21 protein-coding genes are annotated in these 25,176 nt (G+C 69.6%); 10 read left to right on the forward strand and 11 right to left on the reverse strand.

Features of this window, described 5'->3' with window-relative positions:
* Positions 1-166: 166 nt before the first annotated feature.
* Positions 167-1,081, forward strand: a complete 915-nt coding sequence (locus MQP27_RS48210) for a transglutaminase-like domain-containing protein (RefSeq protein WP_242778011.1) — start codon at positions 167-169, stop codon at positions 1,079-1,081.
* Here the strand turns inward: MQP27_RS48210 and MQP27_RS48215 are convergent.
* Positions 1,053-2,516: a PucR family transcriptional regulator gene (locus tag MQP27_RS48215; protein WP_242778014.1), complete on the reverse strand. Its 1,464-nt coding sequence runs from the start codon at positions 2,514-2,516 to the stop codon at positions 1,053-1,055. The genes MQP27_RS48210 and MQP27_RS48215 overlap by 29 nt on opposite strands.
* Positions 2,517-2,617: 101 nt before the next feature.
* Between MQP27_RS48215 and MQP27_RS48220 the strand changes: the two genes are divergently transcribed.
* Both MQP27_RS48220 and MQP27_RS48225 read left to right on the forward strand, forming a co-directional pair.
* The gene (locus MQP27_RS48220; RefSeq protein ID WP_242778017.1) at positions 2,618-3,067 is read left to right on the forward strand and encodes a nucleoside deaminase; all 450 of its coding nucleotides are present in this window, start codon (positions 2,618-2,620) and stop codon (positions 3,065-3,067) included.
* Positions 3,048-4,025: an isopenicillin N synthase family dioxygenase gene (locus MQP27_RS48225; RefSeq protein WP_242778022.1), complete on the forward strand. Its 978-nt coding sequence runs from the start codon at positions 3,048-3,050 to the stop codon at positions 4,023-4,025. The genes MQP27_RS48220 and MQP27_RS48225 overlap by 20 nt, the downstream gene beginning before the upstream one ends.
* On the opposite strand, the gene MQP27_RS48230 is transcribed toward MQP27_RS48225, so the two are convergent.
* The 8 genes from MQP27_RS48230 to hemL form a co-directional block, all read right to left on the reverse strand.
* Positions 4,012-4,404 carry an SRPBCC domain-containing protein gene (locus tag MQP27_RS48230; RefSeq protein WP_242778024.1) on the reverse strand — a complete coding sequence of 131 codons (393 nt, stop codon included), beginning with the start codon at positions 4,402-4,404 and terminating at the stop codon, positions 4,012-4,014. The genes MQP27_RS48225 and MQP27_RS48230 overlap by 14 nt on opposite strands.
* 25 nt (positions 4,405-4,429) lie before the next feature.
* Complete coding sequence (ccsB, locus tag MQP27_RS48235; RefSeq protein ID WP_242778027.1) at positions 4,430-5,533, reverse strand: c-type cytochrome biogenesis protein CcsB; 1,104 nt, start codon at positions 5,531-5,533, stop codon at positions 4,430-4,432.
* Entirely contained in the window at positions 5,530-7,239 is a 1,710-nt protein-coding gene (gene resB / locus MQP27_RS48240) for a cytochrome c biogenesis protein ResB (RefSeq protein WP_242778030.1), read from the reverse strand. Before resB ends, ccsB begins: the two co-directional genes overlap by 4 nt.
* A 3-nt stretch (positions 7,240-7,242) precedes the next feature.
* A complete protein-coding gene (locus tag MQP27_RS48245; protein WP_242778033.1) occupies positions 7,243-8,013 on the reverse strand; it encodes a cytochrome c biogenesis CcdA family protein in 771 nt (256 codons plus the stop codon).
* Between the two features lies 1 nt (position 8,014).
* Positions 8,015-8,632, reverse strand: a complete 618-nt coding sequence (locus MQP27_RS48250; protein ID WP_242778036.1) for a TlpA family protein disulfide reductase — start codon at positions 8,630-8,632, stop codon at positions 8,015-8,017.
* Positions 8,633-8,677: 45 nt separating this feature from the next.
* A complete protein-coding gene (locus tag MQP27_RS48255) occupies positions 8,678-9,970 on the reverse strand; it encodes a polysaccharide deacetylase family protein (protein ID WP_242778039.1) in 1,293 nt (430 codons plus the stop codon).
* A gap of 166 nt (positions 9,971-10,136) precedes the next feature.
* Complete coding sequence (locus MQP27_RS48260; protein WP_242778286.1) at positions 10,137-10,784, reverse strand: histidine phosphatase family protein; 648 nt, start codon at positions 10,782-10,784, stop codon at positions 10,137-10,139.
* Between the two features lie 38 nt (positions 10,785-10,822).
* Positions 10,823-12,139 carry a glutamate-1-semialdehyde 2,1-aminomutase gene (hemL, locus tag MQP27_RS48265; RefSeq protein ID WP_242778042.1) on the reverse strand — a complete coding sequence of 439 codons (1,317 nt, stop codon included), beginning with the start codon at positions 12,137-12,139 and terminating at the stop codon, positions 10,823-10,825.
* Between the two features lie 365 nt (positions 12,140-12,504).
* Here hemL and MQP27_RS48270 point away from each other — a divergent pair, with 365 nt between their 5' ends.
* The 3 genes from MQP27_RS48270 to MQP27_RS48280 all read left to right on the forward strand — a co-directional run bounded on the left by MQP27_RS48270 (position 12,505) and on the right by MQP27_RS48280 (position 16,447).
* Positions 12,505-13,143 (forward strand): hypothetical protein, encoded by a 639-nt coding sequence (locus MQP27_RS48270; protein WP_242778045.1) that lies wholly within the window; start codon positions 12,505-12,507, stop codon positions 13,141-13,143.
* Positions 13,144-13,455: 312 nt separating this feature from the next.
* Positions 13,456-15,036: an alpha/beta hydrolase-fold protein gene (locus MQP27_RS48275; RefSeq protein WP_242778048.1), complete on the forward strand. Its 1,581-nt coding sequence runs from the start codon at positions 13,456-13,458 to the stop codon at positions 15,034-15,036.
* A 61-nt stretch (positions 15,037-15,097) separates the two neighbouring features.
* Positions 15,098-16,447 carry an alpha/beta hydrolase-fold protein gene (locus MQP27_RS48280; protein WP_242778050.1) on the forward strand — a complete coding sequence of 450 codons (1,350 nt, stop codon included), beginning with the start codon at positions 15,098-15,100 and terminating at the stop codon, positions 16,445-16,447.
* 54 nt (positions 16,448-16,501) lie between these two features.
* On the opposite strand, the gene MQP27_RS48285 is transcribed toward MQP27_RS48280, so the two are convergent.
* The gene (locus MQP27_RS48285) at positions 16,502-17,908 is read right to left on the reverse strand and encodes a PHB depolymerase family esterase (RefSeq protein WP_242778053.1); all 1,407 of its coding nucleotides are present in this window, start codon (positions 17,906-17,908) and stop codon (positions 16,502-16,504) included.
* 334 nt (positions 17,909-18,242) lie between these two features.
* Between MQP27_RS48285 and MQP27_RS48290 the strand changes: the two genes are divergently transcribed.
* Complete coding sequence (locus MQP27_RS48290; RefSeq protein ID WP_242778289.1) at positions 18,243-19,862, forward strand: subtype B tannase; 1,620 nt, start codon at positions 18,243-18,245, stop codon at positions 19,860-19,862.
* A gap of 49 nt (positions 19,863-19,911) precedes the next feature.
* Here MQP27_RS48290 and MQP27_RS48295 read toward each other — a convergent pair whose 3' ends face one another.
* Entirely contained in the window at positions 19,912-21,648 is a 1,737-nt protein-coding gene (locus tag MQP27_RS48295) for a carboxylesterase/lipase family protein (protein WP_242778056.1), read from the reverse strand.
* Positions 21,649-22,068: 420 nt separating this feature from the next.
* Here MQP27_RS48295 and MQP27_RS48300 point away from each other — a divergent pair, with 420 nt between their 5' ends.
* The 3 genes from MQP27_RS48300 to MQP27_RS48310 are packed head-to-tail and all read left to right on the forward strand — an operon-like array spanning position 22,069 to position 25,170.
* Positions 22,069-23,397, forward strand: a complete 1,329-nt coding sequence (locus MQP27_RS48300; protein WP_242778059.1) for an ABC transporter substrate-binding protein — start codon at positions 22,069-22,071, stop codon at positions 23,395-23,397.
* A gap of 1 nt (position 23,398) precedes the next feature.
* Positions 23,399-24,340, forward strand: coding sequence for a carbohydrate ABC transporter permease (locus MQP27_RS48305; RefSeq protein ID WP_242778062.1), 942 nt, complete (start codon positions 23,399-23,401; stop codon positions 24,338-24,340).
* On the forward strand, positions 24,337-25,170 hold the full coding sequence (locus MQP27_RS48310) for a carbohydrate ABC transporter permease (RefSeq protein ID WP_242778066.1): 834 nt from the start codon (positions 24,337-24,339) through the stop codon (positions 25,168-25,170). Before MQP27_RS48305 ends, MQP27_RS48310 begins: the two co-directional genes overlap by 4 nt.
* Positions 25,171-25,176 lie beyond the last annotated feature (6 nt).

Genomic DNA, 25,176 nt, shown 5'->3' on the forward strand with positions numbered 1-25,176 from the left:
ATCCCGTACACGCCGGGGACCGGGGATTCGCTTACCCGTCCGCCCGTTCTCCCACGGGCGGCGAAACGACAGAAGCCCCTGGACAATCGGCGGCGAATTTTGACACGGTATGGTCCGCCGACCCGCATTCGAACACGCGGTCGATGACGCCCACCTGGAGGCCTGCATGTCGCTCGACTTATACGCCTCGCACAGCCCCTTCTCCACCCCCGGCGAACTGGCCGACCTCTACGCCGACTTACCGCGGGACGCCGCCGAACTCGCCCGCGTCTCGCGCGACTTGCTGATCCACCGGCTCGAGGGCCCGCTCTTCGGCCACACCCACCCGACCGACCGCCTCCACAACGACGCCGAGACCCGCTACGTCGACGACATCCTGCGGATCCTGGTCGCCCGCGATGCCGCTCCGCTGGGCCGCCGGCGCGAGGTGGGCGACCGGTTCGTGGGAGTCTGCCGGGACTTCGCGCTGCTGCACTGCTCGTTCCTGCGGCACACGGGCACCCCGGCCCGCATCCGCTCCGGCTTCGCCGACTACTTCGCCCCGACCGGCTTCCACCACGACCACGTGGTCACCGAGTACTGGGACGACAAGCGCGGCTGGCTCCTCGCCGACCCCCAGCTCGCTGACCCCGCTGTCACGGCCGACTGGCAGGTGGACTTCGACCCGATGGACGTCCCCAGGGACCGTTTCCTGGTGGCGGGCGAGGCGTGGCGGGCCATCCGCGAGAAGCGGGCGGACCAGCACGCCTTCGGCCTCCACCCACCCGAGGAGGGACCGTTCTGGGGCGAACGCTTCGTGGCCGGCAACATCCGCCTCGACCTGGCGATGCTCAACAAGGTGGAGACCCTGCTGTGGGACGTCTGGGGCGAGGACGAGGGCGAGCCGGGCACCCCGCTGCCGGAGCCGTCGCGGAGTTTCTACGACCGTGTCGCCCCGGTCGTCTCCGGCGAGGTGTCCTTCGACGCGGCACGGAAGCTCTTCGCCGAGGACGACACCCTCCGCACCCCGACCACGGTGACCTGCTACGCCCCCTTCAACGGCCCGAGCCAGGTCACCCTGCGCTGGGCGCAACGCCCTTGAGGGGCGCGGGGAACTGTGCGACACGCCCCCACGACGCCGTACCCGCGGCGTGCCCCCTCACCACCCGCTGCGCGCAGGCCGCCTGCAGCAACTCCCCCAGCAGATCCGGGTCGTCGATCTCCAGCCCCAGCAGGGACTCGATCCGCTCCAGCCGCTGATACAGCGACTGCCGCCCGATGTGCAGCAGAGCCGCCGTGCGCGTCGGTGAGCAGCCGTGGCGCAGGTGCACCTCCAGCGTCCTTACCAGGTCGCTGGGATGGGCCGCCTCCCACGCCAGCAGGGGGCCCAACGTGTGCTGGACCAGGCGCGCGAGGCGGTCGCGGTTGGTGTCGATGCCGCCGCGGGTCAGCTCGCGTTCCAGGGCGAGGGCGCGGGCCGACGTCACCAACGGGCCGTCGGGGACGGCGGGTTCGGCGGCCGGCACGGTCAGCGCCAGCTCCAGCGTCGTACGGGCCGCCCGCAAGGTGTCGCTCCAGCGCAGCCAGCCGCTCGCGGCGTCGACGGCATGCCCCACGGCGACGGTGAGCCCCGGGTCGGCAGCGGCCCGAAAGGCCTCCTGGACGGCACGGACGGGATCACCGGCCCCGACCCGCCCGACCAAACGACCGCCCCCACCGCCACCACCACCGACGCCCGCACCCTTGCCGCCTCGCCCCACACTCCCGCCACCGCTGCCACCGCGGCCGACACTCGCACCACCGCCGCCCCCTCGCCCCACGCCCATGCCGCCACTGCTCCCCCGCCCCGCGCTCCCGGGCAACGCCACCAGCGCCAGCACATCCCCCGGGAACGCCGCCCGCAGCGCCCGCGCCCCGCCGCCCAGCAGCCGTACCGCACGGTCCACCGCTCCCACCTCCCGCGTGCCGGACACCGACACCCCGATCAGGCGGGCGCCCGGGCCCGGGTGGAAGTCGGTGAGGGCCGCGCGGGCCTCGACCTCGGGCTGGTTCAGGGGGGCTCGGTCGGCCAGGTCGGCGAGCAGGGCCGCCGTGTGGTCCTCGCCCCAGGGGCGTACCACCGAGCGGCCCGAGAGCCCGCGCGCGACGATCGCGCGGTTGGCCGCCTCCGTGATGCGCACGAAGGGGACCACCCGGTGCATGGCGAGCAGCGGCAGGCCCAGGCGGCAGGCCTCGTCGACGACCTCCGCCGGCATGTGGGGCAGGGAGCGGCCCACCTCCACCGCGAGGCCGGCCGCACCACGGGCCGCGAGCTCACGGACGTACCGCCGCCGCACCTCCTCCTCCGCGTCGGTCAGTCCGAAGCCGTTGGTGAGGAGGAGTTCCCCGCCGTCGAGGAAGTTCGCGCCCTCGTAGACCTCACTCGAGTGGACCCAGCGCACCGGGCGGTCCAGGGCGTTCTCGCCGGCCAGCAGTGCGGGCTCGGCGGCGCGCACGGGGTCGAGGTCCAGGACTTCGCGGAGGGTGAGTGCGGCCATGGGGCACCTCCAAGGGTCGGACAGTTCGTCCGGCGGCGGGATGCCGGGAGAGTACTTTCCGCACGTTGCCCTCGTGTTTCGGCCACAGGAGAGTGGAACGCATGGATCAGGCACTGGCACGCACCTGGCTCGCCTCCGCCGTCGCCGAGGCCCGCGCCGGCCTCGCGGAGGGCGGCATCCCGATCGGCGCCGCGCTCTACGGCGCCGACGGCACGCTCCTCGGCCGCGGCCACAACCGGCGCGTCCAGGACGACGACCCCTCGATGCACGCAGAGACGGCCGCGTTCCGCGATGCGGGACGGCAGCGCTCGTATCGCGGGACGACCATGGTCACCACCCTCTCGCCCTGCTGGTACTGCTCCGGTCTGGTCCGCCAGTTCGGCATCTCCCGGGTGGTCGTCGGCGAGTCGGCGACCTTCCACGGCGGGCACGACTGGCTGGCCGAGCACGGCGTGGAGATCGTGCTGCTCGACGACGCCGAGTGCGTCGCGATGATGACCGACTTCATCAAGAACAACCCGGCACTGTGGAATGAGGACATCGGTGAGTAATCCGCGCGTTCCGACCATCGACCTGCGTCCCTGGCTGGACGGCGACGAGCAGGCCCGCAAAGGCATCGCCCGCACCGTCGACGAGGCCCTCCAGACGGCCGGGTTCCTGCTGGTCACCGGGCACGGGGTGGACCCGGCCCTGCGCACCGGGATCCGGGAGGCGGCACGGGCCTTCTTCCGGATGCCGGTGGAGACGAAGAAGGCGTACGAGGTGAAGGTCGGCGGCCGCGGCTGGCTCGGCCCCGGCGCCGAGGCCAACGGCTACTCGGAGGGCACCGAGACCCCGCCGGACCTGAAGGAGTCCCTGACCTTCGCGACCCACGAGCCCTTCGAGGACCCGGTCGTCAACGCCGAGTGGTACGCGCCCAATGTGTGGCCCGAGGAGGTGCCCGAGCTGCGGGCGCTGTGCGAGGAGTACCTGGAGCGGATGGCGGAGCTGGAGAAGCAGCTGCTGTCGCTGCTGGGCACGGCGCTCGGGCTGGAAGCCGACTTCTTCTCCCGGCACATGGACCACCCGACCTACGGCTTCAACATCAACTGGTATCCGGGGACCGAGGTGATCGGCGAGCCGCAGCCGGGCCAGTTCCGCATCGGCCCGCACACCGACTTCGGCACGGTGACGATCCTCGACCGCCAGGCCGGCAAGGGCGGGCTCCAGGTCTTCACGGACGAGGGCGGCTGGGAGGACGCGCCCTTCGACCCGGAGGCCTTCACGATCAACATCGGGGACCTGATGGCCCGTTGGACGGGCGACAGGTGGCGCTCGGGCCGGCACCGCGTGCTGCCGCCGCCCGCGGACGCGCCCGCGGAGGAGCTGATGTCCCTCGTCTACTTCGGCGAGTGCACGCCGGGGACGCTGGTGGAGTCCGTGCCGGCCCCGGTGGGGCGGGTGGCGTACGAGGCCGTGGACTCGCACGTGTACCTGCGGGCGAAGCTGGACTCGATCACGGTCGGCTGAGCAGCCGCTCGAAGCGGGCCCGCCAGCCGGGCTCGGGCCGCTCGTCGTCCGGGTACTCGTGGGTGAAGCGGAGGGCGGTGCCGTCCTCGCCGTCCCGCTCCAGGTGGAAACGGAGCCGGTCGCCGGCGTCCAGCGTGTACTCGGCGACCCGGTCCACGTCCCAGGCGGTGACCCGGCCGCTCCCCAGGTCACGCAGGGTGACCGCGCCGCCGAGCCGGGGTTCCAGGACGTCGGCGGCGGTGAACCACCCCGCGATTCCCGCGGGGGTGGCCACCGCCTGCCAGACGTCCTCCATCGGCCGTGGGAGCCGCACCAGGAAGTGGAGTATGTGCGTGCTCCCGTGGGTCTGGCTGGTGCCCTGCGCGATGGAACCGCTCATGACACCAGTGTGGGCCGGTTACGGCTCAGACGCCCGCGTACGAGTGCTTGCCGCTGACGAAGATGTTGACGCCGTAGTAGTTGAACAGCCAGCAGCCGAAGGCGATCAGGGCCAGGTAGGCGGCCTTGCGGCCCTTCCAGCCCGCGGTGGCGCGGGCGTGCAGGTAGCAGGCGTAGGCGACCCAGGTGATGAACGCCCAGGTCTCCTTGGGGTCCCAGCCCCAGTAGCGGCCCCAGGCCGACTCGGCCCAGATCGCGCCCGCGATGATCGTGAACGTCCACAGCGGGAAGACGGCCGCGTTGACGCGGTAGGAGAACTTGTCCAGCGAGGCGGAGGCGGGCAGCCGCTCCAGGAAGGACGTGGCGAAGCGGCCGGGCGTGCCGCCGCTCTCCAGCTTGCTCTCGTACGAGTCCTTGAAGAGGTACAGCAGCGTGCCGACGGCGCCCACGTAGAAGACCGCGCCGCACAGGATCGCCGTCGAGACGTGGATGTACAGCCAGTACGAGTGGAGGGCGGGAACCAACTGGTCACTGGCGGTGTACAAGACAGTGACGGCGATGCCGAGATCGAGGAGGACCGTCGTGACCAGGAACAGCCCGAGCCAGCGCACGTTCTTCCGCAGCGCGAGCAGCGCGAGGTACACGGTGACGGCGACCGCGGAGAAGGTGATGTTGAACTCGTACATGTTGCCCCACGGCGCCCGCTCCACCGAGGCCGCGCGAGCGATCACGCCACCGAGATGGATGAGATACGCGAGCACGGTGAGCGAGATGGCGATACGCCCGTAGAGGTCGCCCTGCTCGTCCCCGCCGTGCGCCCCGGGCCCGTCGGGCACGTCCCGCGCCCCGGCCGCGGACCGCACGACGACCTTCGGCCGCTCCAGTACGGCGGTGCCGCCGGCCTTGTTCACGGTGACGGCCGGCGCCTTGCCCTTGGCCTTGGCCGCGCCGGGGGTGAGCGCGGCGGCGGTACGGCCGACCTTGCTTCGGCTGCCGAAGAGCCATTCGGCGATGTACGCGAAGAAGGCCAGCGTGTAGACGGCCATCGCGGAGTAGATCAGCGTGTTGCTGATGTTCGCGAGGTGTTCGTTGGTCGCGGTGGCCAGTTCTGTTCCGGCGGCGAGAGTCACTTCTCAGCCCCTTCGGCAGGTACGACTTCGGGTTCGGGGGTGGTTTTTTCGTCTTGGTCGTACAGGATCCCGGCGAGGTCGCCGAGTTCCTCGGGGACCTTTGCGGACTCGCTGCGGCCGAGGCCGGCCATCTCGACGACGGTGACGCCGTCGGGGCCGGCCACCGCACGCACCCAGACGCGGCGGCGCTGGATGAACAGGGAGGCGGCGAGGCCGAAGATGGCGGTGAGGGCGCCGGCGAGTGCCCAGTCGGTGCCGGGCTGCTGGACGACCTGGAAGTTCGCCCACTCCTTGGTGCCCTCGTAGGTGATGGAGCCGGCGCCGTCCGGGAGCTTCATGGTCTGGCCGGGCTTCAGGTTGTCGCGGAGCTGGGCGCCCTTGGCGTCCTTGTATTCCTTCACGTGCGACTTGTCGAGCTGGTACACGCTCTGCGGGATACCGGAGTCGACGCCGAGGTCGCCGTGGTACGGCGTCAGGTTGAGGACCGGGTTGTCCAGCGCCGGGAAGGTGGAGGCGGTCTCGCTGCCCTTGGTGTAGGTCGGCAGGAAGAAGGCGGAGATGCCGAGCTGTTCGCTGACACCCTTGGCGTTCTTGTAGCCGTCGAGGACCTTGACCACACCGGTGGAGGTGACGTTGGAGTCGAGCGGAAGGAGGGGCACGGCATCGCTGTAGACGACCTTGCCCTTGCCGTCGCGGACGGTGATGACGGGCGCGTAGCCGTGGGCGGTGAGATAGACCTTGGCGTCGCCGATCGACAGCGGCTCGTTGACCTTGACGGTCCGCTTCTGCTCCTTGCCGTAGGCGCCCTGGCTGTAGGTGAGGGCGGCCTGGTAGGTGCGCGGGGTGCCGCGGTTGGGGCCGTTCGTCTCGTAGGTGCCGGTGAACTTGTCCAGGGTGAAGCTGAACGGCACCAGGTCGTCGGTGGTGAAGAGGTTGCCGGACTTGAAGTCGTCGTACTGCGTGGTGGTGTTGGAGAAGCCGTCGCCCTCGACGATCAGCTTGTTGCCCTCGGACTTGAAGAGCTGGCCCCAGGCGAAGGCGATCAGCATCACGATCAGCGCGATGTGGAAGGCGAGGTTGCCGATCTCGCGGAGGTAGCCCTTCTCGGCGGCGACGGCGTCTCCGGCGAGGTGGGCGCGGAAGCGGCGCTTCTTGAGGAGGGCGAGGGCGACCTCGCGCACCTGCTCGGGCTCGGTCTCGGTCCGCCAGGTGGTGTAGGCGGGCAGCCGGGTCAGGCGCTTGGGGGCGCCCGGCGGGCGGCCGCGCAGCTGGCCGACGAACTGCCAGGTGCGCGGGACGATGCAGCCGATGAGGGAGACGAACAGCAGGATGTAGATCGCGGCGAACCACACCGAGCTGTAGACGTGGAAGAGGCCGAGCTTGTCGTAGACCGGCGACAGGAGGGTGTGCGCCTTGCGGAAGTCGGCGACCTTCGTGGCGTCGGTGCCGGACTGCGGGATCAGCGAGCCGGGGATCGCGCCGAGCGAGACCAGCAGGAGCAGCAGCAGCGCGACCCGCATGGAGGTGAGCTGGCGCCAGAACCAGCGGGCCCAGCCGATGACGCCCAGGGAGGGCAGGTTGGGCAGCTCCTCCCTGGGGGCCGTGGACAGCTGGGAGCCGGCGGCTCCGAGGTCCGCGTCGTCGGCCCGCTCGGGGGGCGTGCCGTCGGCCCGCTCGGGGGTCGCGTCCGTTGTGGTCTTGCTCATCGATCAGATCCCCACGGTGAAGCCGGCGGACCAGGACTGCATGTCCTGCACGATTCGGTCCCAGGCGCCGGTGAGCAGCAGCAGACCGGTCACGATCATCATCGTGCCGCCGATCCGCATCACCCAGACGTAGTGGCGCTTGACCCAGCCGAAGGCGCCGAGCGCCTTGCGGAAGGCGACCGCGGCGAGCACGAAGGGCACACCGAGGCCGAGACAGTAGGCGATGGTCAGTATGGCGCCCCGGCCGGCGCTGCCCTGCTGCGAGGAGAGGGTCAGTACGGAGGCGAGGGTCGGTCCGATGCACGGCGTCCAGCCGATGCCGAACAGCGCGCCGAGCAGGGGCGCGCCGGCGAGTCCGGCGACGGGCCGCTTGTGGATACGGAACTCGCGCTGGGTCATCCAGGGCATCAGGCCCATGAAGAAGACGCCCATGAGGATCATCAGCGCGCCCAGCACCTTCGACAGGACGCCCTTGTTGTCCTGGAGGGTGTCGCCGAAGTAGCCGAACAGGGCCCCGCTGGAGACGAACACGGCGGTGAAGCCGAGCACGAACAGGGAGGCCCCGGTCACCATGCGCCCGCGCCGGGCCTCGGCCAGATCGGTGCCGGCGACTCCGGTGACGTACGAGAGATAGCCGGGTACGAGCGGCAGGACGCACGGGGAGAAGAAGGAGACGAGGCCGCCGAGGAGGGCGATGGGCAGGGCGACGAGCAGGGCGCCGTTGAGCACGGTGCCGTTGTAGCCGTCGGCGGCGAGCGTGGTGAGTGCGCTCACGTCACTTCTCCGCGAGGACCGGGTCGATCATCTTGCGCAGCTTGTCCTCGCTGAGCGCGGCCAGCGAGCGGGCGGCGATCTTCCCGTCCCGGTCGAGGACGAGCGTGGAGGGGATGGCCTGCGGGTTGAGCGTGCCCTTCTTGAAGCGGAGCATCAGCTTGCCCGTCGGGTCGTACAGGCTGGGGAAGGTGACGCCCTGCTGCTTCTCGAAGGCGGCGGCGTTCGCGGTGCTGGTGTCACGGGTGTTGATGCCGACGAACTGGACGCCCTTGGACTTGAGGTCCTGGTAGACCTTCTCCAGGTTGGGCGCCTCGGCGCGGCAGGGGGCGCACCAGGAGCCCCACACGTTCAGGACGACGACCTTGCCCTTGTAGGAGGCGACGTCGAGCTGCGCCCCGTCGACGGTCTTGCCGGACAGGTCGGGCGCCGCGGTCCGCTCCCCCTCCTTGACGGTGGAGATGCCGTCCTTGCCCATGACGAAGTTGGTGTCACCGCCTCCGCCGGAGGTGCCCCCGCTGCTGCACGCGGACAGGGTCAGCGCCGAGGCCGCGGCCACTGCGGTGAGCAGGACGGCACGGCTGTGTTTCGAGCGCAGGGGGGCGCGGTTGGCGGCACTCATGTGAAAAGTTTCGCATGCCCGTTCTGAGGATCTTGCGCACCCCCCTCAGGTCGCGGAGGCGGTCGACGAAGGCGTCGACGCGGTCTCCTTGAGGAAGGTCTTCCAGCCGCCCGCGGGAGCCTGTCCGACGTCGAGAGTGCGCAGCTTGGCGAGGACTTCGGGCTTCTGTACGTCCATCCAGTCGACGTACTGCCGGAAGGAGACGAGCCGGACGTCCGCGCCCTTCTCCTTCTCCGCGGCGATGTGCTTGAAGGCCTCCTCGACGGCGTCCATGTAGATGCCGCCGTTCCAGTGCTCGAAGTGGTTGCCGACGAAGAAGGGCGCCCGGTTGGTCTCGTATGCCCGCTTGAAGCCGGATATGTAGGCCTGTGCGGACTGGGTGCGCCAGGCCGGGTAGTTGTAGGCGGGGGCGTTGGTGGAGTTGACGGACTGGTTGGCGAGCATGTTGTAGTCCATGGACAGCACCTCGAAGGAGCGCCCCGGGAAGGGGATCTGCTGGAGCGGCAGGTCCCAGATGCCGAGCTTCTTCTCCGGCCAGACCTGGCGGCCGCCGGGCGAGGAGGCGTCGTAGCGCCAGCCGAGTTCCTTGGCGGTGGGCAGCAGGTTGTTCTGGCCGAGCAGGCAGGGGGTGCGGCCGCCGACGAGCTCCTTCTCGTAGTCGAAGGGGAGCGCGGGCAGGTCGGTCCACCCGGTGTTGGTGCGCCACTCCTTGACGAAGGCCTTGGCCTGCTGGATCTCGCTCCTCCACTGTGCGGGGGTCCAGTTGCCGACGGTGCCGTAGCCGCCGCAGAAGTGGCCGTTGAAGTGGGTGCCGATCTCGTGGCCTTCGAGCCAGGCGCGGCGGACGTTGGTGAGCGTGGCCTTGATGTGCTCGTCGGTGAGGTAGCCGATGTCGGAGGCGCCGCGCGGGTTGTTCGGCGGGTTGTAGAGCCGCTTCTTCGACTCGGGCAGCAGATACAGCCCGGAGAGGAAGAAGGTCATGGACGCGCCGTGCTGCTTGGCGAGGTCGAGGAAGCGCGGGAAGAGGCCGTTGCCGACCTCGCCGGCGCCGTCCCAGGAGAAGATGACGAACTGCGGCGGGGTCTGACCGGGTTCCAGCGGCTCGGGCCTGGCCGGCTGGTGGGGCTGCTTGCCGGTGAAGGAGGTCGAGCCGTCGCCGAGGGGCTTGGCGGGGTGGGACGTACTGCCGCTTCCTTTGCCTTCGCTGTGGGAACCCGATGCCCGGTTCGACCCGTCTGACGGCTTGAGGGTGCCGCAGCCGGCGAGTCCGGCGGCCGCCACGGCACCCGCGCCGAGACCGAGCATTCCCCTGCGCGAGAGAGCGCTACGCGTGCGCATTCCAACCCCGATTCGTCATGTGCTCTGGTGGTCACCCAGTCAGAGGACATGACGAACGGGGAGGTTCCTCTCGATCACGCGGATCTCGCAACAAATGTCACGAACGTGTCATGGAACCCAAAGGGGATATCCCACCTCGGGGTTGGGGCTTCGGCCCGAGGAGGTGTCAGGCTCCGAAGGCCTTGCCTTTCCCCTGTACCGGCTTGGCGCCGGCCCGGAGGTGGGCGGGGACGAGGTCGATGGCCGGTTCGCTGTAGCCGACGGACACGATCTTGTCGCCCTGGTACGTGAAGGACGTGAGCGAGGCGAGCGTGCACTGCCGCTTGCGCGGGTCGTGCCACAGCCGCCGCTTCTCGACGTACGAACGCACGGTCCAGATCGGCAGCTGGTGGCTGACGAGCACGGCCTCGTGCCCCCGCGCCCGCTCCTTCGCCGCGTCCAGCGCCTGCATCATCCGTACGACGATGTCGACGTACGCCTCACCCCAGGACGGCCGGAAGGGGTTGACGAGGTACTTCCAGTTCCCGGGCTTCTTCAGCGCGCCGTCGCCGACCCCGAACGTCTTGCCCTGAAAGACGTTGTCGGCCTCGATGAGCCGCTCGTCGCTCGCGAGGTCCAGCCCGTGCGCCTTGGCGATCGGCGTGGCGGTCTCCTGGGCCCGCTCCAGCGGCGAGGCGCAGACGTACGTCACATCGCGCGACGCGAGATGCTCGGCGACCCGGTCGGCCATCTGCCGTCCGAGCTCCGAGAGGTGGTACCCGGCCAGCCGCCCGTACAGCACCCCGTCCGGGTTGTCGACCTCACCGTGCCGCATCACGTGGACGACGGTGATCTCGCCGCCTGTCTGCTCGCTCACGCGGTCGCCTCCGCCGCTGCTCGGGCCGCCGCCGGGAGGGCGTCGGCGATGCGCTGCACGGCCTGTTCGTCGTGGGCCGTGGACACGAACCAGGACTCGAAGGAGGAGGGCGGAAGGTAGACGCCCTGCGCCAGCATCGAGTGGAAGAACGCGGTGAAGCGGAAGGACTCCTGCTTCTTGGCGTCCTCGTAGTCACGGACGTCCCGGTCCGTGAAGAAGACGGAGAACATGTTGGAGGCGCGCTGCACCCGGTGCGCGACGCCCTCCTTGGAGAAGGCCTCGGTGACGAGCGCCCGGATCTGCTCCGACACGGCGTCGACCTTGTCGTAGGCGGCGTCGTCGAGCAGCCGCAGCTGAGCGAGGCCGGCGGCGGTCGCGACGGGGTTCCCGGAGAGGGTGCCGGCCTGGTAGACGGGCCCGGCCGGGGCGAGATGGCCCATGACGTCCTCCCTGCCCCCGAAGGCGGCGGCGGGGAACCCGCCCCCCATCACCTTCCCGAAGGTCATCAGGTCGGGCCGGACGCCGTCGATGCCGTACCACCCTGACCGGCTGGTCCTGAACCCGGTCATGACCTCGTCGGAGATGAACAGCGCGCCGTTCTTCGAGCAGGCGTCCTTCAGCCCCTGGTTGAAGCCGGGCTGCGGCGGTACGACGCCCATGTTCCCGGGCGAGGCCTCGGTGATCACACAGGCGATCTCGCCGGGGTGCCGGTGGAAGGCCTCGTTCACGGCCTCCAGATCGTTGTACGGCAGCACGATCGTGTCGCCGGCCTGGGCGCCGGTGACGCCGGGGGTGTCGGGCAGCGCGAAGGTGGCCACCCCGCTCCCCGCCGCGGCGAGCAGCGAGTCGACGTGACCGTGGTAACACCCGGCGAACTTGATCACCTTGCTGCGCCGGGTGAACCCGCGGGCGAGCCGGATGGCGGACATGGTGGCCTCGGTGCCGCTGCTGACCAGCCGCACCTGCTCGACGGGCTCGACCCGGGCGACGATCTCCTCGGCGAGCGCGACCTCGCCCTCGCCCGGGGTGCCGAAGGAGGTGCCGCGTGAGACGGCGTCCTGGACGGCGGCGATGACCTCGGGGTGGGAGTGGCCGAGGATCATGGGCCCCCAGGAGCACACGAGATCCACGTACTCGCGCCCGTCGGCGTCCGTCAGATACGGCCCCTTGCCCGACACCATGAACCGGGGGGTGCCGCCCACCGCACGGAAGGCGCGCACCGGGGAGTTCACGCCGCCGGGCGTGACGGCGGCCGCGCGGTCGAACAGCGCCTGCGACACGGGTGCTTCGTAAGGAAATGGCAGTTCGCTCATGACCAGCGACTTCTCCGACCTTCTCGACTTCTCGGGCTCCGGTTGCCTGTGACCTCCTCAGGGTAGGCCAGCGCCGCCGCCGACCCGAGGGACAGCCACCGCCCGGAGTGATCTGCGAAACTGGGACCTGATACACACAGCTGGAACGGCCTTCACGTACGTATAGGTGTACGTACAGATCTACGGACGGATCTGCGTACAGATGTACGGACAGGTGTACGGAGGCTTGTTCAGGGGCTGCGAAGATCCTGCGGACAGGTGTTTCAACGCACGTTTCGGCGGGCGGCCGTGGGGGAGGTCACTGACACGATGATCGGGTTGCGCGGCGGGGGCCACGCGTCCTAGAAAAGCAGTCGGGTGGAGATATGCATCGCGGTGGCGGACTGGGCGAGGGGACTGACGACCTGGGTCCTCGACGTGCCCGGCGGGGAAGGCACCGACGCGAGGCGGAGGAAGCTGCCGAGGCACGTCAGGGACAAGGTGTACCGAGTGAGTCCGAGCAGGGCGAGCGGCGGGGCGACCGCCGGATCGACCAGCTCCGGGCGGGGAGCAGGAATGGTGGTCGGGTGGGGGTGACGTACAAGTACTTCGGCGCGCCGGACGGCGCGACCGCGGCCCGCGTCCCGATCTCGATGCGCCCCGAGGAACTCGGCGGCGACGAGCTCGGCATGAACGGCATGTTCACGAAGATCAAGCCGGAGACGATGGCGGCGATGGTCCTCACGGGCATAGAAGGCGTGCCGCTCCACAAGGTGCCCCCGCTGGAACTGGTCGTCCTGCACCCCGACTACGCGGTGGTGAAGCTGCCGATGACGGTCGTGGACCCCCTGCGCGGCATAGGCGAGGAAGCGGTCGGCGCGGCGGCCTTCATCTGGTCGACGGTCCCGGACCGGGGTGGTCCGCGGGACGCGTTCAATGTGTACCAACTGCTGCACGAGTGGCAGGACTTCAGCCACCGGCTGCATGAGGCGGGGCATCAGCCGTACTGCCTGGTTTGGCCCTGAGCTGGGGTTTCCCACGGGGTGGGCGGGGTCTTCGGGCCTCGCCCTTTTTGGTGGCGACGGCCCTCACAGTGATCGCACAGGACTGTCAGACCCGTTGACGCCTCGATTGGAACGGCGTTAGAAAAGTCGATGCAGATCGCGAAATTGCGTTCACTTATTGAAATCTATTCCCCTGCCCCCAAGCTGCCTTCCTGGTTGCACCTAGGCGTCGTCCCAGTTCAGCCACATCACGAACGCAGTTGATGGCTGGTCGGCAGTCGCGCGTAACGCCCGTGCCCTCCGAGTGCGAAGGGCAGAAGGAGAGAGCGCAGGATGCCCACGATTCCCAGACGAAGTTCGTCGGTGTTGGCATTGGCCGGTGCGCTGGCGGCGGTGTTCGTGCCCGCGTCCGCGGATGCGCAGACGCCGTCGCTGGGTCCGGCCGCCGCGTCGAAGGCCGCGGTGTCGTCAGGACCGACGGTCACGCACACCGGCAAGGGCCCCACGGGCTACGAGGTCACCTTCCGCGTCAAGGACGCGTCGGCGACGTCGATGCGGATCAAGGGCACCTGGTCCTTCGCCTCGACGGCCTCGTCCAGCACCGACCCGACGAACGCCGCGCCGATCGCGGCCGCCGACTGGCTGCCCGGCGACTTCCCGCTCCAGTCCCCGGACCAGCCCGGTGAGGCATGGGCCGTGGCCGCGATGACCAAGGACGCCGAGTCCGGTGTCTGGTCGTACACCGTCCCGCTGCCCTCGGGCACCTTCGACTACCAGTTCTACCCGAACTGCGCGTCGGCGACGCTGACCGGCTGCACCGCCGAGACCGACCCGGCCGTGCCCGCCTGGAGCACCACGGGTTCGCCCGCCGTCTTCTCCCAGGTCTACGTCCCCTCCGACCCGAAGTTCGGCACCGCCGACCTCTCCTACACGGCCGACGCTCCTGCCGGTGAGCGCGGCCGGATCACGGACGTTACGTACCCGACCGCCAACACCAGCACGGGGACGCACCCGTTGGCGGTCTACACCCCGCCCGGCTACGACCCGAAGCGCTCGACTCCGTATCCGGTGTTCGTCCTCAGTCACGGCGGCGGCGAGACCGAGGCGGCCTGGCCCACCCGCGGCCGGGTCCGGCAGATCGTCGACAACCTGATCGCCCGGCACCGGGTGCAGCCGGCCGTCATCGTCATGCCGGACGGATCGGGCCTGGCCGGCGGCGCGAGCTACACCTCGGAGATCACCGACAACGTTCTCCCGTACGTCCGGCAGCACTACGACGTCGCCACCGCCGCCGCGGGCCGCGCCTTCGCGGGCACCTCCGCCTATGGCACCCAGGCCAACAACTTCCTGTTCAAGGACACCACCGAGTTCGGGTACTACGGCGTGTGGTCTCCGGCCTCCGGAGCCCCGGCCGTCACCGTCACCGGCTCCGGCAGCACCCCTGTCGACCCCGCCTACACCAACCCGCAGCTCAAGCAGGTCCTCGGCATCCACCTCGCCATCGGCCAGGAGGACCTCGGCGGCAACGCCCCGATGATGACGGCCACCACCGAACGCGAGGGCATGATCAACGCCGGCGTCCCGTTCACGTACTACTCCGTCGGCGGCGGCCACACCTGGGCCTTCTGGCAGCAGACGCTCCACGACTTCCTCACCCGCGTCGCGTTCCGGGCCACGGCCACCACGGTGACGGCGAGCGCGGACCAGCTGACGGCGACCGTGACGGCGTCCACCGCCGAACCCGAAACCCCCACCGGCACCGTCCAGTTCAAGGCCGACGGCGTCGCCATCGGCCACCCCGTCGCGCTCGTCCACGGCCGGGCCGCTCTCGCCGGCCACTGGACCGGCACGATCACCGCCGTCTACAGCGGCGACCGCTACTACAACGCCAGTTCAGGGAGCCCTTCAAGCTGACCCGCACCAGCGGAAGGAAGCCGCACGCATGTCAATGACACGACGAGAAGCCGCCAGAGCCATGGCCCTCACCGTCGGCAGCGCGTCGCTGCTCGGATCGACGGCCGGCGTCGCCACCGCATCGGCCCCGGAGGACGGGAGAACCAAGGACGGGTACGGGCCCCTCGTCAGACACACCGGCAAGGCCCCCACCGGCTACGAGGTGACCTTCCGCTACCACGCCCCGAGCGCCACCCGCGTCCAGCTCAAGGGCGAGTGGTACTTCGAGCGGCCGAGCGAACTCCCGCAGCGCCTGACCGGCCCCGACTACACCGTGCCGACCCCGGGACTGCTGCCCGCGCAGTGGCGGCCGGGCGACGTGCCGGCCTCCCACCCGAACTCCACCAGCCCCAACTTCCCGGTCGTCGACATGGCCAAGGGCCGCGACGGCGTCTGGACGCACACCACCCCCCTGCCGGGTGGCGTCTTCACCTACGGCTTCTTCATCGACGCCGACGCCGACGACACGACCACCACCGGCCAGGTCCCCGACCCGGCCAACCCGGCCTGGAACGTGGTCGACGGCGTCCTCCACGGCCGGGCCGTCGACCGCAGCCAGGTCTACGTCCCCTCGGACCCACGCTTCGACCCCGTCGACCTGTCCTGGCAGGGGCCGACCGACGGCCCGCGCGGCAAGCTCCGCTACGTCACCTACAGCTCACCGGGGCACGTGACGCCGGCCGACGAGAACTACCTCGTGATCTACACGCCCCCGGGATACGACCCGAAGCGCTCCAAGCCGTACCCGACCTTCTACCTCAGCCACGGCGGAGGCGAGGACGAGATGGGCTGGAGCACACAGGGCGACATGGCCAACATCCTCGACAACCTCGTCAACGGCGGTGAGATCGAGCCGATGGTCGTCGTCATGCCCAACGCGACCGGCTACGCGGCCTCGACCGCCGAGCAGCTGCACCGCACCGACCTCATCGAGCGCGTGTTCCCATGGGTCGAGGCGCACTACAACGTGTCGGCCTCGGCGTCCGACCGCGCGTACTCCGGGCTGTCGGCGGGCGGCATGCGTACCTCCTACCTCCTGCTCAACAACACCGAACAGTTCGGCTACTACGGCATCATGAGCGCCGGACTGCCACCGGGCACCACCTTCTCCGACGACCTTGTCACCGCCATGAAGAAGGTGTCGGTCTATGTGGGCGGCGGCTGGCAGGATCCCGTGAACCCAGGCTTCTCCACCATCCACCGGGGTCCCTTCCGCGCGGTACGCGACCTCACCGCCGCCGGCGTCCACGTCCAGACCGCCTTCATCGACGGCGGCCACGAGTGGCACGTGTGGCGGCTGCTGCTCAGGGACTTCCTGACCCGGGTGGCCTTCCTGCCGGCCTCCACCGCGCCCGCCGACTGGGGCGCCTGAGCGAGCGGTCATGGCGGGGCGGCCCGGCGAGGAGCCGTCCCGCCATGGCCCCGGTCACCTCTTCTGCTCGAAGAGCCAGTCCCTGATTCCCTCGATGGTGTAGGCGGCCCGCCAGGTGCAGACGTGGTTGTCGACGCTGTTCTCCTCCAGGCCGGGCCAGACCACGGTGCCCTTCTTCAGTGCCACGAAGTTGACCGGTGTCTTCTTGGCCCGCATGGCCGCGGCGTACGGGGCGAACTCCCCGGGGGTGAGCTGGCCGTCCCAGACGGCACGGCTGATCTTCGCCCCCTCCTTCGCGAGGGTGTCCATGATTCCGGTCATACCGGGGTACGCCTGCTCGTCGCCCTGTGACACCACGGCCCAGATCTTCTGCTTGGCCAGCGGCTTGACCTGGGAGAGGTCGTCCCACTGGCCGGCCACCAGGAAGGAAGCCGCGAACAGGTCGGGATAGGTGAAGTCGAGTGCGATCGAGGTGATCGTGCCGCCGGACTGTCCGGTGGTGTAGAGCCGCTTCCTGTCGATGCTGTACTTGTCGGCCAGCGACTCGATCAGGCCCTTGATGGTCTTGAGGGCCGGCGCGTTGCCGTCGCTGCCCTCGTCCGTCTCGCTGGTGAACTGCGGTGCCAGGACGAAGCATTCGTGCTTGGCCTGCTCGCTCGGGCTCGCCCAGATCACGGCCCCGAGTCCCTGGGTGAGGGTGATGAGCGGGTTCGTGCTGGTCGTGCCGCCGTCGTGCATGAACAGCACCATCGGATACGACTTGTGCCGGTCGTAGTTCTTCGGCACGAACAGGTTGTACTGCAAGGAGTTGCCGGTCTCGGCGTCCGTGTACTTCAGCTGCTGGAAGTCGTCGACGATCAGGTTGTCGACCTTGCTCGTCGTGACGGCTTCGCTGCTCGCGGCGTACATGCCGCCCGCGGCCGTGGTCACCGCGGCGACCTGGGTCACCTCGGCCGACGCGGTCTTCAGCGTGGGCGGTGTCATACCGCCCCCGCCGCCGGGACCGCCGCTCGGAGAGCCCGACGGCGAGGCGGTGGCCGACGGCGAGGCGGAGGAGGACGACGAGCCCGAGGAGAAGTGGTCCTCGTACAGACGGGCCGCGTCGTCGAGCGGGGAGAGTTCGATGACGACGTACTCGCCGTTGATCCCGTGTCCGGCCTTCGCCGCCGAGGTGTTGGCGTAGACGTTGGTCACGGTCCTGTCGGTGACCTTGAACGTGGACCGGGTCAGTTTCGACGTGTCGATCGCGGTGTCGTACCTGAGGGCCACCGCGGTGAGTTTCTGTCCGTCGCCGAACACCTCGGTGATGGCGGTGGCCTCAAGGATTTTGCCGCTCTGCGCGGCCAGCTGGGTCCCGCGCGCCGCGGTGCTCGACGAGGCGGAGGAGTCGGAAGAGCAGGCACCGATGGCGGGGGCGGCGGCTGCCGCGGCGATTCCGGCCAGGACACTCCGGCGTTTCACGGATTCTTCTCCTTCTGCCGCGTGTGGGGGACGTCGATACGTACGAGGGCGGTGACCGCCCTCGTATCGATGTTCGCCTTCGGACCCTAGGGCCGCCACAACAGAATCGTCCACAATTTCGTCGACACTTAGGGAATTCAGAGCCACTGCGACCGGCGGTGCCGGCTCATGTCGATCTCCTGTGAATGGCGGCAGATCGTTGGCAATATCGTCAACATGCCGCCTACGTTCGAAAGGACAGGAGCCGCAGGCCGGTGGGAACCGGGGGGCCGGCCGCGTACCGGAGAGGTCAACAGACGTGAAGCACAAGTCAGTTCAGCGCAGGACCGTCGTCATGGGAATCGGCGCGACCGCCGGGGTCGCGGCGCTCGGCGGCATCACCCTCGGCGGGCAGGCGTCGGCCGCGACGAGTTCCTCGTCCTCCGGCGGTCTGGTCTTCGACCCGGACGCGTACACGGAGATCACGACCACCATCACGGGCGCTGATCTGAAGGACCACCAGGTGACCTACCACTTCTGGAAGGCCATCACGTACGTCGCCAAGCCGGTCGACGAGGAGTACCAGAGCCTGATCGTCAGCGTGCCCGTCGAGATCGACGGCAAGGCCGTGGACGCGAGCGACGCGCCGATCGTCGTGTCCAATGTGATCGCCGGTTACATGCCGTCCTCCGTCGCGACGGCCACGGGTGTCGGCGGCGCCGCGATGACCGGGACGCCCCCGAACGGCGGAAGCGGTCCCTCGGCCTCGGCCTCCGCGTCTCCGTCCGCGTCCGCGTCTCCTTCTGCTTCTGCGTCTGCCACCGCCACTGCCACCGCGACGCCGGAGCCGGGCGGGGGCGGTGCCGCCGCCATGCCGAAGATGGCCCTGCTGGCGGGATACGTCGTCGTGGAGCCGGGCGCCCGGGGCCGCTCGCTGACGAACTCCAGTGGTGAGTACTACGGCACGGCCCCCGCCGCGATCGTCGACCTCAAGGCGGTCGTACGGTACATCAGGTCGAACAAGGGCCGTATCCCCGGCAACGTCGACCGGATCATCTCCGCCGGTGTCAGCGCCGGAGGCGCCCTGTCCGCGCTGGTCGGCGCGTCCGGCGACAGCCCGCTGTACGCCGAGTACCTCAAGGAGATCGGCGCCGCCGACGCGTCCGACGCGGTCTTCGCGACCGGCGCCTGGTGCCCGATCGCCGACCTGGAGCACGCCGACGGCGCCTACGAGTGGAACTGGGGCACCAACGTCACGCAGACCACCGGCGCGGTCGTAGACCAGACGGTCTCCAAGCAGCTCCAGGCCCAGTTCGCGGAGTACCAGGCGTCCCTGAAGCTGCGCGGCATGGACGGCTTCGGCCCGCTCACCGCCCGCAACTACGACGACTACCTCCTCGACACCTTCATCCGCCCGTCGGCCACCACCTACCTCAAGGCCCTGTCGGACACCGACCGCGAGACCTACCTGGCCGCCAACACGGACATCGGCTGGGACGGCGAGAAGGCGACCTTCACCTGGTCGCAGTACCTCGCGCACGTCGGCGCCCGCAAGAAGACCACGCCCGCGTTCGACGCCTTCGACCTGTCGGCCGGCGAGAACAACGAGTTCGGCACCGGTACCACCGAGGCCCGCCACTTCACGGCGTACGGCGCGAAGAACGACACCACGGGCCTGAGCACCAAGCGGGTCGCGAGCGACATCCCCGCGAAGCTGCGGCTGATGAACCCGATGCACTTCATCACCGACCAGCCCAACTCCCGGCGCTCCAAGCACTGGTGGATCCGCCTGGGCACCAAGGACACCGACACCGCGCTGACGGTCTCCGCCAACCTGGCCACGGCCCTGGACAACCTCGGCGACGACGTCAACTACCTCTTCTACTGGGACCAGGGCCACGGCGCCAACATCGACCTCGGCGACTTCGTGACCTGGATCGCCGACATCTCGGGCCACGGGAGCCGGAAGAAGTAGCGTCCGGGGGGCGGCCTCGGCGCCGGCCGCCCCCCACCCCGTCCGCTTCTCAGTACTCCGTCGTCTGCGACTCCAAGTACGTCTTCAGGAACGCGTACTTGGCATCGCTGTCCGCCGCCGGGACCGGCGCGAATCCGTCGCCGATCTCCATCGACAGCGGCCTTCCCGTGCGCAGGGCCGGCCAGGCGGGCAGTGGGTCGGAGTGGCGGGCCGGGCTGTTGGGGTTGCCCGTGGCGGCGAAGTTGACGACGTACGACGAGACCGTGTCGGCGATCGTGTGGTCCTGGTCGGTCCACGGGCGGTCGGTGCCGTCGAGGCCGCCGAAGAGGTAGTACAGGTCGGCGCCGTGGTAGGCGCCCGCCGACGCGGCGTCCTGGCCCGGCATGATCGGGTTGCTGGTGTCGGTGCCCGGCGGGGTGTGGCTCCAGAAGTAGTTGTAGACGGGGCTGCGGTTGCTGGCGGTGGTGCGGAACTGGGTGCCCCACAGGAAGGTGGAGACCCGCTCCTCGTCCCTGGCGTAGGCGTTGTACTGGGCGGCGGCCTCCGCGTCGGTGGCCGCCGGGTAGAGCGCGAGGAAGTCCGCCGCCCGGTCGCCGAACGTGGTCGTCGCGTACGCCTGGAACTGGGCGACCGTCATCGCCAGCGTCGGCGAGGCGCCGTTCTCGTCCTTGTTGTTGCCGGTGTAGACCGGTACGTCGGTCTCGGTCCGGGAGGTCATCGCGCCGGTGTACGTGGTCGGCAGGACATAGCCGTCCAGGACGTTGCCGAAGCTGGTGCCCGCGCTCGGGGCGCCGGGGGCGTAGACCTTGGCCACGATCTCGTCCGCGGACAGCGCGCGCAGACCGGCGAGCGAGGAGGCTCCCATGTACGTGGTGAACGCGGTGCCGTTGGCCTCGGCGGCGGCCAACGTGCTGTAGCCGCCCGCCACATGACCGAGCGCGGGGTCCTTGGTGTACTGCACACCGGACGACAGCAGGGCCCGGTGGTACAGGCCGCGCGCCAGCCGGGAGATCATCAGGATGTTGACGAACGACGAGCCGTGCGACCAGCCGGCGATCGTGACCCGCTCCGGGTCGCCGCCGAACGCGGCGATGTTGCGGCGCACCCACTTCAGCGCCGCCACGGTGTCCATGACCCCCCAGTTGCCGGAGGCGGCGTGCCCGGACTCGGCGCTCAGCTCGGGGTGCGCGAGGTTGCCGAAGGCGCCGACCCGGTGGTTGAAGGTGACGACGACCGCGCCCTTGGCCGCGAGGTTCGCCCCGTCGTACACCGGCTGCGAGGCCCACATGGCGCTGTTGCGGCCGCCGTAGATCCAGACGAAGACCGGGCGACGCTCGCGCGAAACCGCCGAAGTGGATGAACTGGCCGCGCTCGTCCATACGTTGAGGTTCAGGCAGTCCTCGCTGAGCGGCGGCACCTTGTCGGCGTCGATGCCGGTGACGGGCTGCGGGCAGGCCGCGCCCCAGGTGTCGGCGGCTCGGACGCCCTTCCAGGACGGCGCCGGGCGCGGCGGGCGCCAGCGGTTCTCGCCGGCGGTGGAGGCGGCGTACGGGATGCCCTTGTAGACGGTGACGCCGTCGCGGGCGGACGGCACGCCGGTCACCAGCCCGGACTCCGTACGCACCGGACGGTCCTCGGACCTCGCCGTGTCGCGCGTGGCGGCCGTCGCCGGGACGGCCGTCACACCGCCGAGAAGGGCGGCACCGGCCGCCGCGCCGCCCAGGAAACGACGACGGCCGAGCCCGGCGTCGGCGTGGAGCGGCTGGGGCACGTCTCTCGAACTCACGAAGTCTCCCTGTCTGCGGGCGAGCCAGGGCGAGCGGGGTACGCCGCTCATGGCGCGGCTCTGTCCCCGGCCCGCCCACGGATGACCGGATCAACCGATGAACGGATACGAGTCGCCTCATGCTGTGCTCGGGCCCCTCCGGCCACAACCGGCGGCGCACGGACTCACAGCGTCCGTGGCGCAGGCTGAGGTTGCGCGTCGTACGGGTTGACAGCGCCGTCGGGCCCGTCGCACGCGGTCGGGGCGTGCGTACGACTTCCGTACCTGCGCCGGGAGCCTGCCGGGGGTTGGATTCAAAGGTCGACGACAAAGGCCGCCGAACGCGCAACTTAAGCGTTCACTCCGCAGGTGGCCGAAGTCGCCCGAGTGCGCTCTAACGTGACGCCCCGCCACGGGAGCCGCTCGACGTGAGGACAGGACATGCGAAATTTCAGGGGACGGCCGGGAATGCTCGCCGCGATGCTCGCCTTCGGACTGGCCGCGGTGTCCGCCTGTTCCGGTGGCAGCACCGCCGCCCCGTCGGGCAAGGTCGCGAACACCGAGGGCGCGGCGCCGAAGGGCGTGACGCTCACGCTGTGGCACAACACCGCCGACTCGAAGGCGCTGCTCGACCTCTACAAGGCGTACGAGAAGAAGTCCGGCAACACGATCAAGCTGGTCGACATCCCCGCTGACAGCTTCCCCAGCACCGTGCAGACCAAGTGGGCGACCGGGGCCCGCCCCGACATCCTGGAGTGGCACGGGAACCGGACCGACGCGCTCTCGCTGAACGCCGCCGGCACCATGCTCGACCTGAGCAAGCTCCCCTTCGTGGCGAAGGAGGGCGACCTCGCCACGGTCTCCGGCAGCGTGGGCGGCAAGACGTACGCGGCCACCATCGGCGCCCTGTCGATATCGGGGATCTTCTACAACAAGCAGGTCTTCGCGAAGGCCGGACTCCAACCCCCGCAGACGTACGACGACTTGGCGGCCGACTGCAAGGTCCTCAAGGCCAAGACCCCCGGCGTCGCCCCGCTGTTCGAGGCGGGCGGCTCCCAGTGGCCGCCGCAGATCCTCAGCGCCTTCAACTACCTGGCCGAGTCCAACGAGAACCAGGCGTACGACACCTCGATCCTCAACGGCAAGGCGAAACTCAGCGACGCGGACGGCCCCTTCGTGGCCGCGCTGACCGCCTACGACAAGCTGCGCACGGCCGGCTGCTTCAACTCCGACCGCACCACGGCCAAATGGGAGGACCAGATGAAGGCGGTCCTCGACGGCAAGGCCGCGATGGTGGCGCAGAACTCGGACAGCATCGGCCTGCTGAACTCCGACGCGAACGGCGACACCGCCAAGGTCGACGCGTCGGTGGGATTCGTCGGGGTGTCGGCGACCAAGGCGGTGGCCAACTACGCGCCCAGCCCGCTCGGCACCTACTACGTCCCGAGCACCGGCGACTCCGAGAAGGAACGCGCGGCGGTCGACTTCATCGAGTTCGCGACCGGCGCCGGATACGCCGACTACATCAAGGAGGCGAAGATCATCCCCACGCTCTCCGGCACCACGACCCCTGAGTTGCAGGGCCTCCTCCAGGACGTGAAGAAGGCGTACGACCAGGGAGCCACCCTCTCCTTCAACTCCGAGATCCCCGGCTTCGGCAACTTCGGGCCCGAGTCCTCCAAGCTGCTGGCCGACCAGGAGTCGCCGCAGCAGGTGGCCGCGAAGATGCAGGCGTTCTACCAGCAGGCCGCGGCCGCGGCGAAGCAGTGACATGACGACGAACAAGGCCACGATCGCGGTCCGGCCGCTGGAAAAGCGCCGGCCCGCGGGCCGCTCCCTGATGTATCCACGGCGCAGGGCCTATCAGTACGCCTTCGCCCTGCCCGCCATCTGCCTGGTGTTCGTGTTCTTCGTGCTGCCGTTCGTCGCCAACGCGTTCTTCGCCTTCGTCCGGTGGACGGGATACAGCTCCACCCTGACCTGGACGGGCTTGGACAACTTCAGGCTGCTCGACCAGGTCGGACTCCTCCGGCACGCGATCACGGTGACGGCGATCTACGCGGTCACCGCGATGGTGGTGCAGAACGGCGTCGGCCTCGCCCTGGCCACCGCCCTGCAGCGGACCGGCCGGGTCAACTCCGTGTTCCGTTCGGTGTTCTTCGTGCCCGTGCTGATCTCGCCGCTGGCCGCCGGCTACATCTGGGCGGCGGTCCTGGACGACCACGGACCGGCGAACGCGTTCCTGTCGGCGGTGCTGCCGGGCGACTTCCACTACGCCTGGCTCGGGCACGACACCTCGGCGCTGCTGACCGTCGCCTCCATCGACGCGTGGAAGCTGAGCGGGCTGGTCACGCTGGTGTACATCGCCGGCCTGAACCGCATCCCCGAACAGGTCCTCCAGGCGGCGACACTCGACGGCGCGGGCGCCTGGCGGCGGTTCTGGTCGATCAAGCTGCCGCTGTTGGCGCCGGCCGTCACCTTCAATGTCACCGTCTCGCTGGTCGGCGCGTTCAGCGCCCTCGACGTGGTCTTCTCGACGACCGCCGGCGGCCCTGGCGATGCGACGACCCTGCTGAACGTGGCCGTCTACACCCAGTACGGGCAGAGCTTCTTCGGCACGGCGAGCGCGCTGAGCTTCGTCGTCACCCTGATGGTGATCCTCACCGCCGTCCCGATGATGAGCTGGCTGCGCCGGCGAGAGGTGCCGATGTGAACACGAACGCCGTACGCACCGGGGTGCGTTACCTGCTGCTGACGCTCTTCGCGATTCCCTGGATCGTGGTGCCGTTCTGGCTGCTGATCGTCAACTCCCTGAAGACGGAGGGCGATTCCAGCGTCCTCTCCCTGGCCTGGCCGAAGCACTTCAACGGCGGGGCCAACTACCGCACGGTGATCGAGCAGGGGTCGTACTTCCTCGGGCTGCGCAACAGCGCGCTGATGGCCGTGCCGACGATCCTCGCCGTGCTGCTGCTGGGCTCGATGGCGGCCTGGTCGTACGCGCGGTCCGGATCGCGGCCGCTGCGGTTCGCGTACTACACCTCGGCGCTGTCCATCGTGCTGCCGCCCGCGATCGTCCCGACCATCTACGTGCTGACCCGGCTCGGTATCAACGGGACGCAGTTGGGCTACATGCTGGTGATCGCCGGGACCCGGCTCGGGGTGGTGGTCTTCCTGGCGACCGGGTTCGTGCGGACGCTGCCGCACGACTTCGAGGAGGCCGCGCAGATCGACGGCGCGAACCGCTGGCAGATCTACTGGCGGATCGTGCTGCCGATGCTCACCCCGGTGCTGTTCACCAGCGCGGTGATGCTGATCATCTCGGTGTGGAACGACTTCTACTTCGCGCTGTTCCTGCTGCGCGGCTCGGAGCGGGCCACGCTGCCGCTGACGCTGTACCAGTTCGCGTCGACGTCCACGCACGGCGTCAGCTGGAACCTGGTCTTCGCCCATGTCGTCCTCACCAGCCTGCCGCTCGTCCTCGTCTACGCGGTGCTGCAACGACGCGTCCTGGGCGGCCTCACCGAAGGGGGCGTGACCGGCTGATGCGCC

It is taken from the genome of Streptomyces cylindrosporus, assembly GCF_022698165.1.
Classification (GTDB): Bacteria; Actinomycetota; Actinomycetes; order Streptomycetales; family Streptomycetaceae; genus Streptomyces; species Streptomyces cylindrosporus.

Excerpts from the sequence above, each read along its gene's own strand:
- MQP27_RS48210 (WP_242778011.1), top strand. The coding sequence starts at position 167 with ATGTCGCTCGACTTATACGCCTCGCACAGCCCCTTCTCCACCCCCGGC.
- MQP27_RS48215 (WP_242778014.1), bottom strand. The coding sequence starts at position 2,516 with ATGGCCGCACTCACCCTCCGCGAAGTCCTGGACCTCGACCCCGTGCGC.
- MQP27_RS48220 (WP_242778017.1), top strand. The coding sequence starts at position 2,618 with ATGGATCAGGCACTGGCACGCACCTGGCTCGCCTCCGCCGTCGCCGAG.
- MQP27_RS48225 (WP_242778022.1), top strand. The coding sequence starts at position 3,048 with ATGAGGACATCGGTGAGTAATCCGCGCGTTCCGACCATCGACCTGCGT.
- MQP27_RS48230 (WP_242778024.1), bottom strand. The coding sequence starts at position 4,404 with ATGAGCGGTTCCATCGCGCAGGGCACCAGCCAGACCCACGGGAGCACG.
- resB (WP_242778030.1), bottom strand. The coding sequence starts at position 7,239 with ATGAGCAAGACCACAACGGACGCGACCCCCGAGCGGGCCGACGGCACG.
- MQP27_RS48250 (WP_242778036.1), bottom strand. The coding sequence starts at position 8,632 with ATGAGTGCCGCCAACCGCGCCCCCCTGCGCTCGAAACACAGCCGTGCC.
- MQP27_RS48255 (WP_242778039.1), bottom strand. The coding sequence starts at position 9,970 with ATGCGCACGCGTAGCGCTCTCTCGCGCAGGGGAATGCTCGGTCTCGGC.
- MQP27_RS48260 (WP_242778286.1), bottom strand. The coding sequence starts at position 10,784 with ATGCGGCACGGTGAGGTCGACAACCCGGACGGGGTGCTGTACGGGCGG.
- hemL (WP_242778042.1), bottom strand. The coding sequence starts at position 12,139 with ATGAGCGAACTGCCATTTCCTTACGAAGCACCCGTGTCGCAGGCGCTG.
- MQP27_RS48270 (WP_242778045.1), top strand. The coding sequence starts at position 12,505 with ATGCATCGCGGTGGCGGACTGGGCGAGGGGACTGACGACCTGGGTCCT.
- MQP27_RS48275 (WP_242778048.1), top strand. The coding sequence starts at position 13,456 with ATGCCCACGATTCCCAGACGAAGTTCGTCGGTGTTGGCATTGGCCGGT.
- MQP27_RS48280 (WP_242778050.1), top strand. The coding sequence starts at position 15,098 with ATGGCCCTCACCGTCGGCAGCGCGTCGCTGCTCGGATCGACGGCCGGC.
- MQP27_RS48290 (WP_242778289.1), top strand. The coding sequence starts at position 18,243 with ATGGGAATCGGCGCGACCGCCGGGGTCGCGGCGCTCGGCGGCATCACC.
- MQP27_RS48300 (WP_242778059.1), top strand. The coding sequence starts at position 22,069 with ATGCGAAATTTCAGGGGACGGCCGGGAATGCTCGCCGCGATGCTCGCC.
- MQP27_RS48305 (WP_242778062.1), top strand. The coding sequence starts at position 23,399 with ATGACGACGAACAAGGCCACGATCGCGGTCCGGCCGCTGGAAAAGCGC.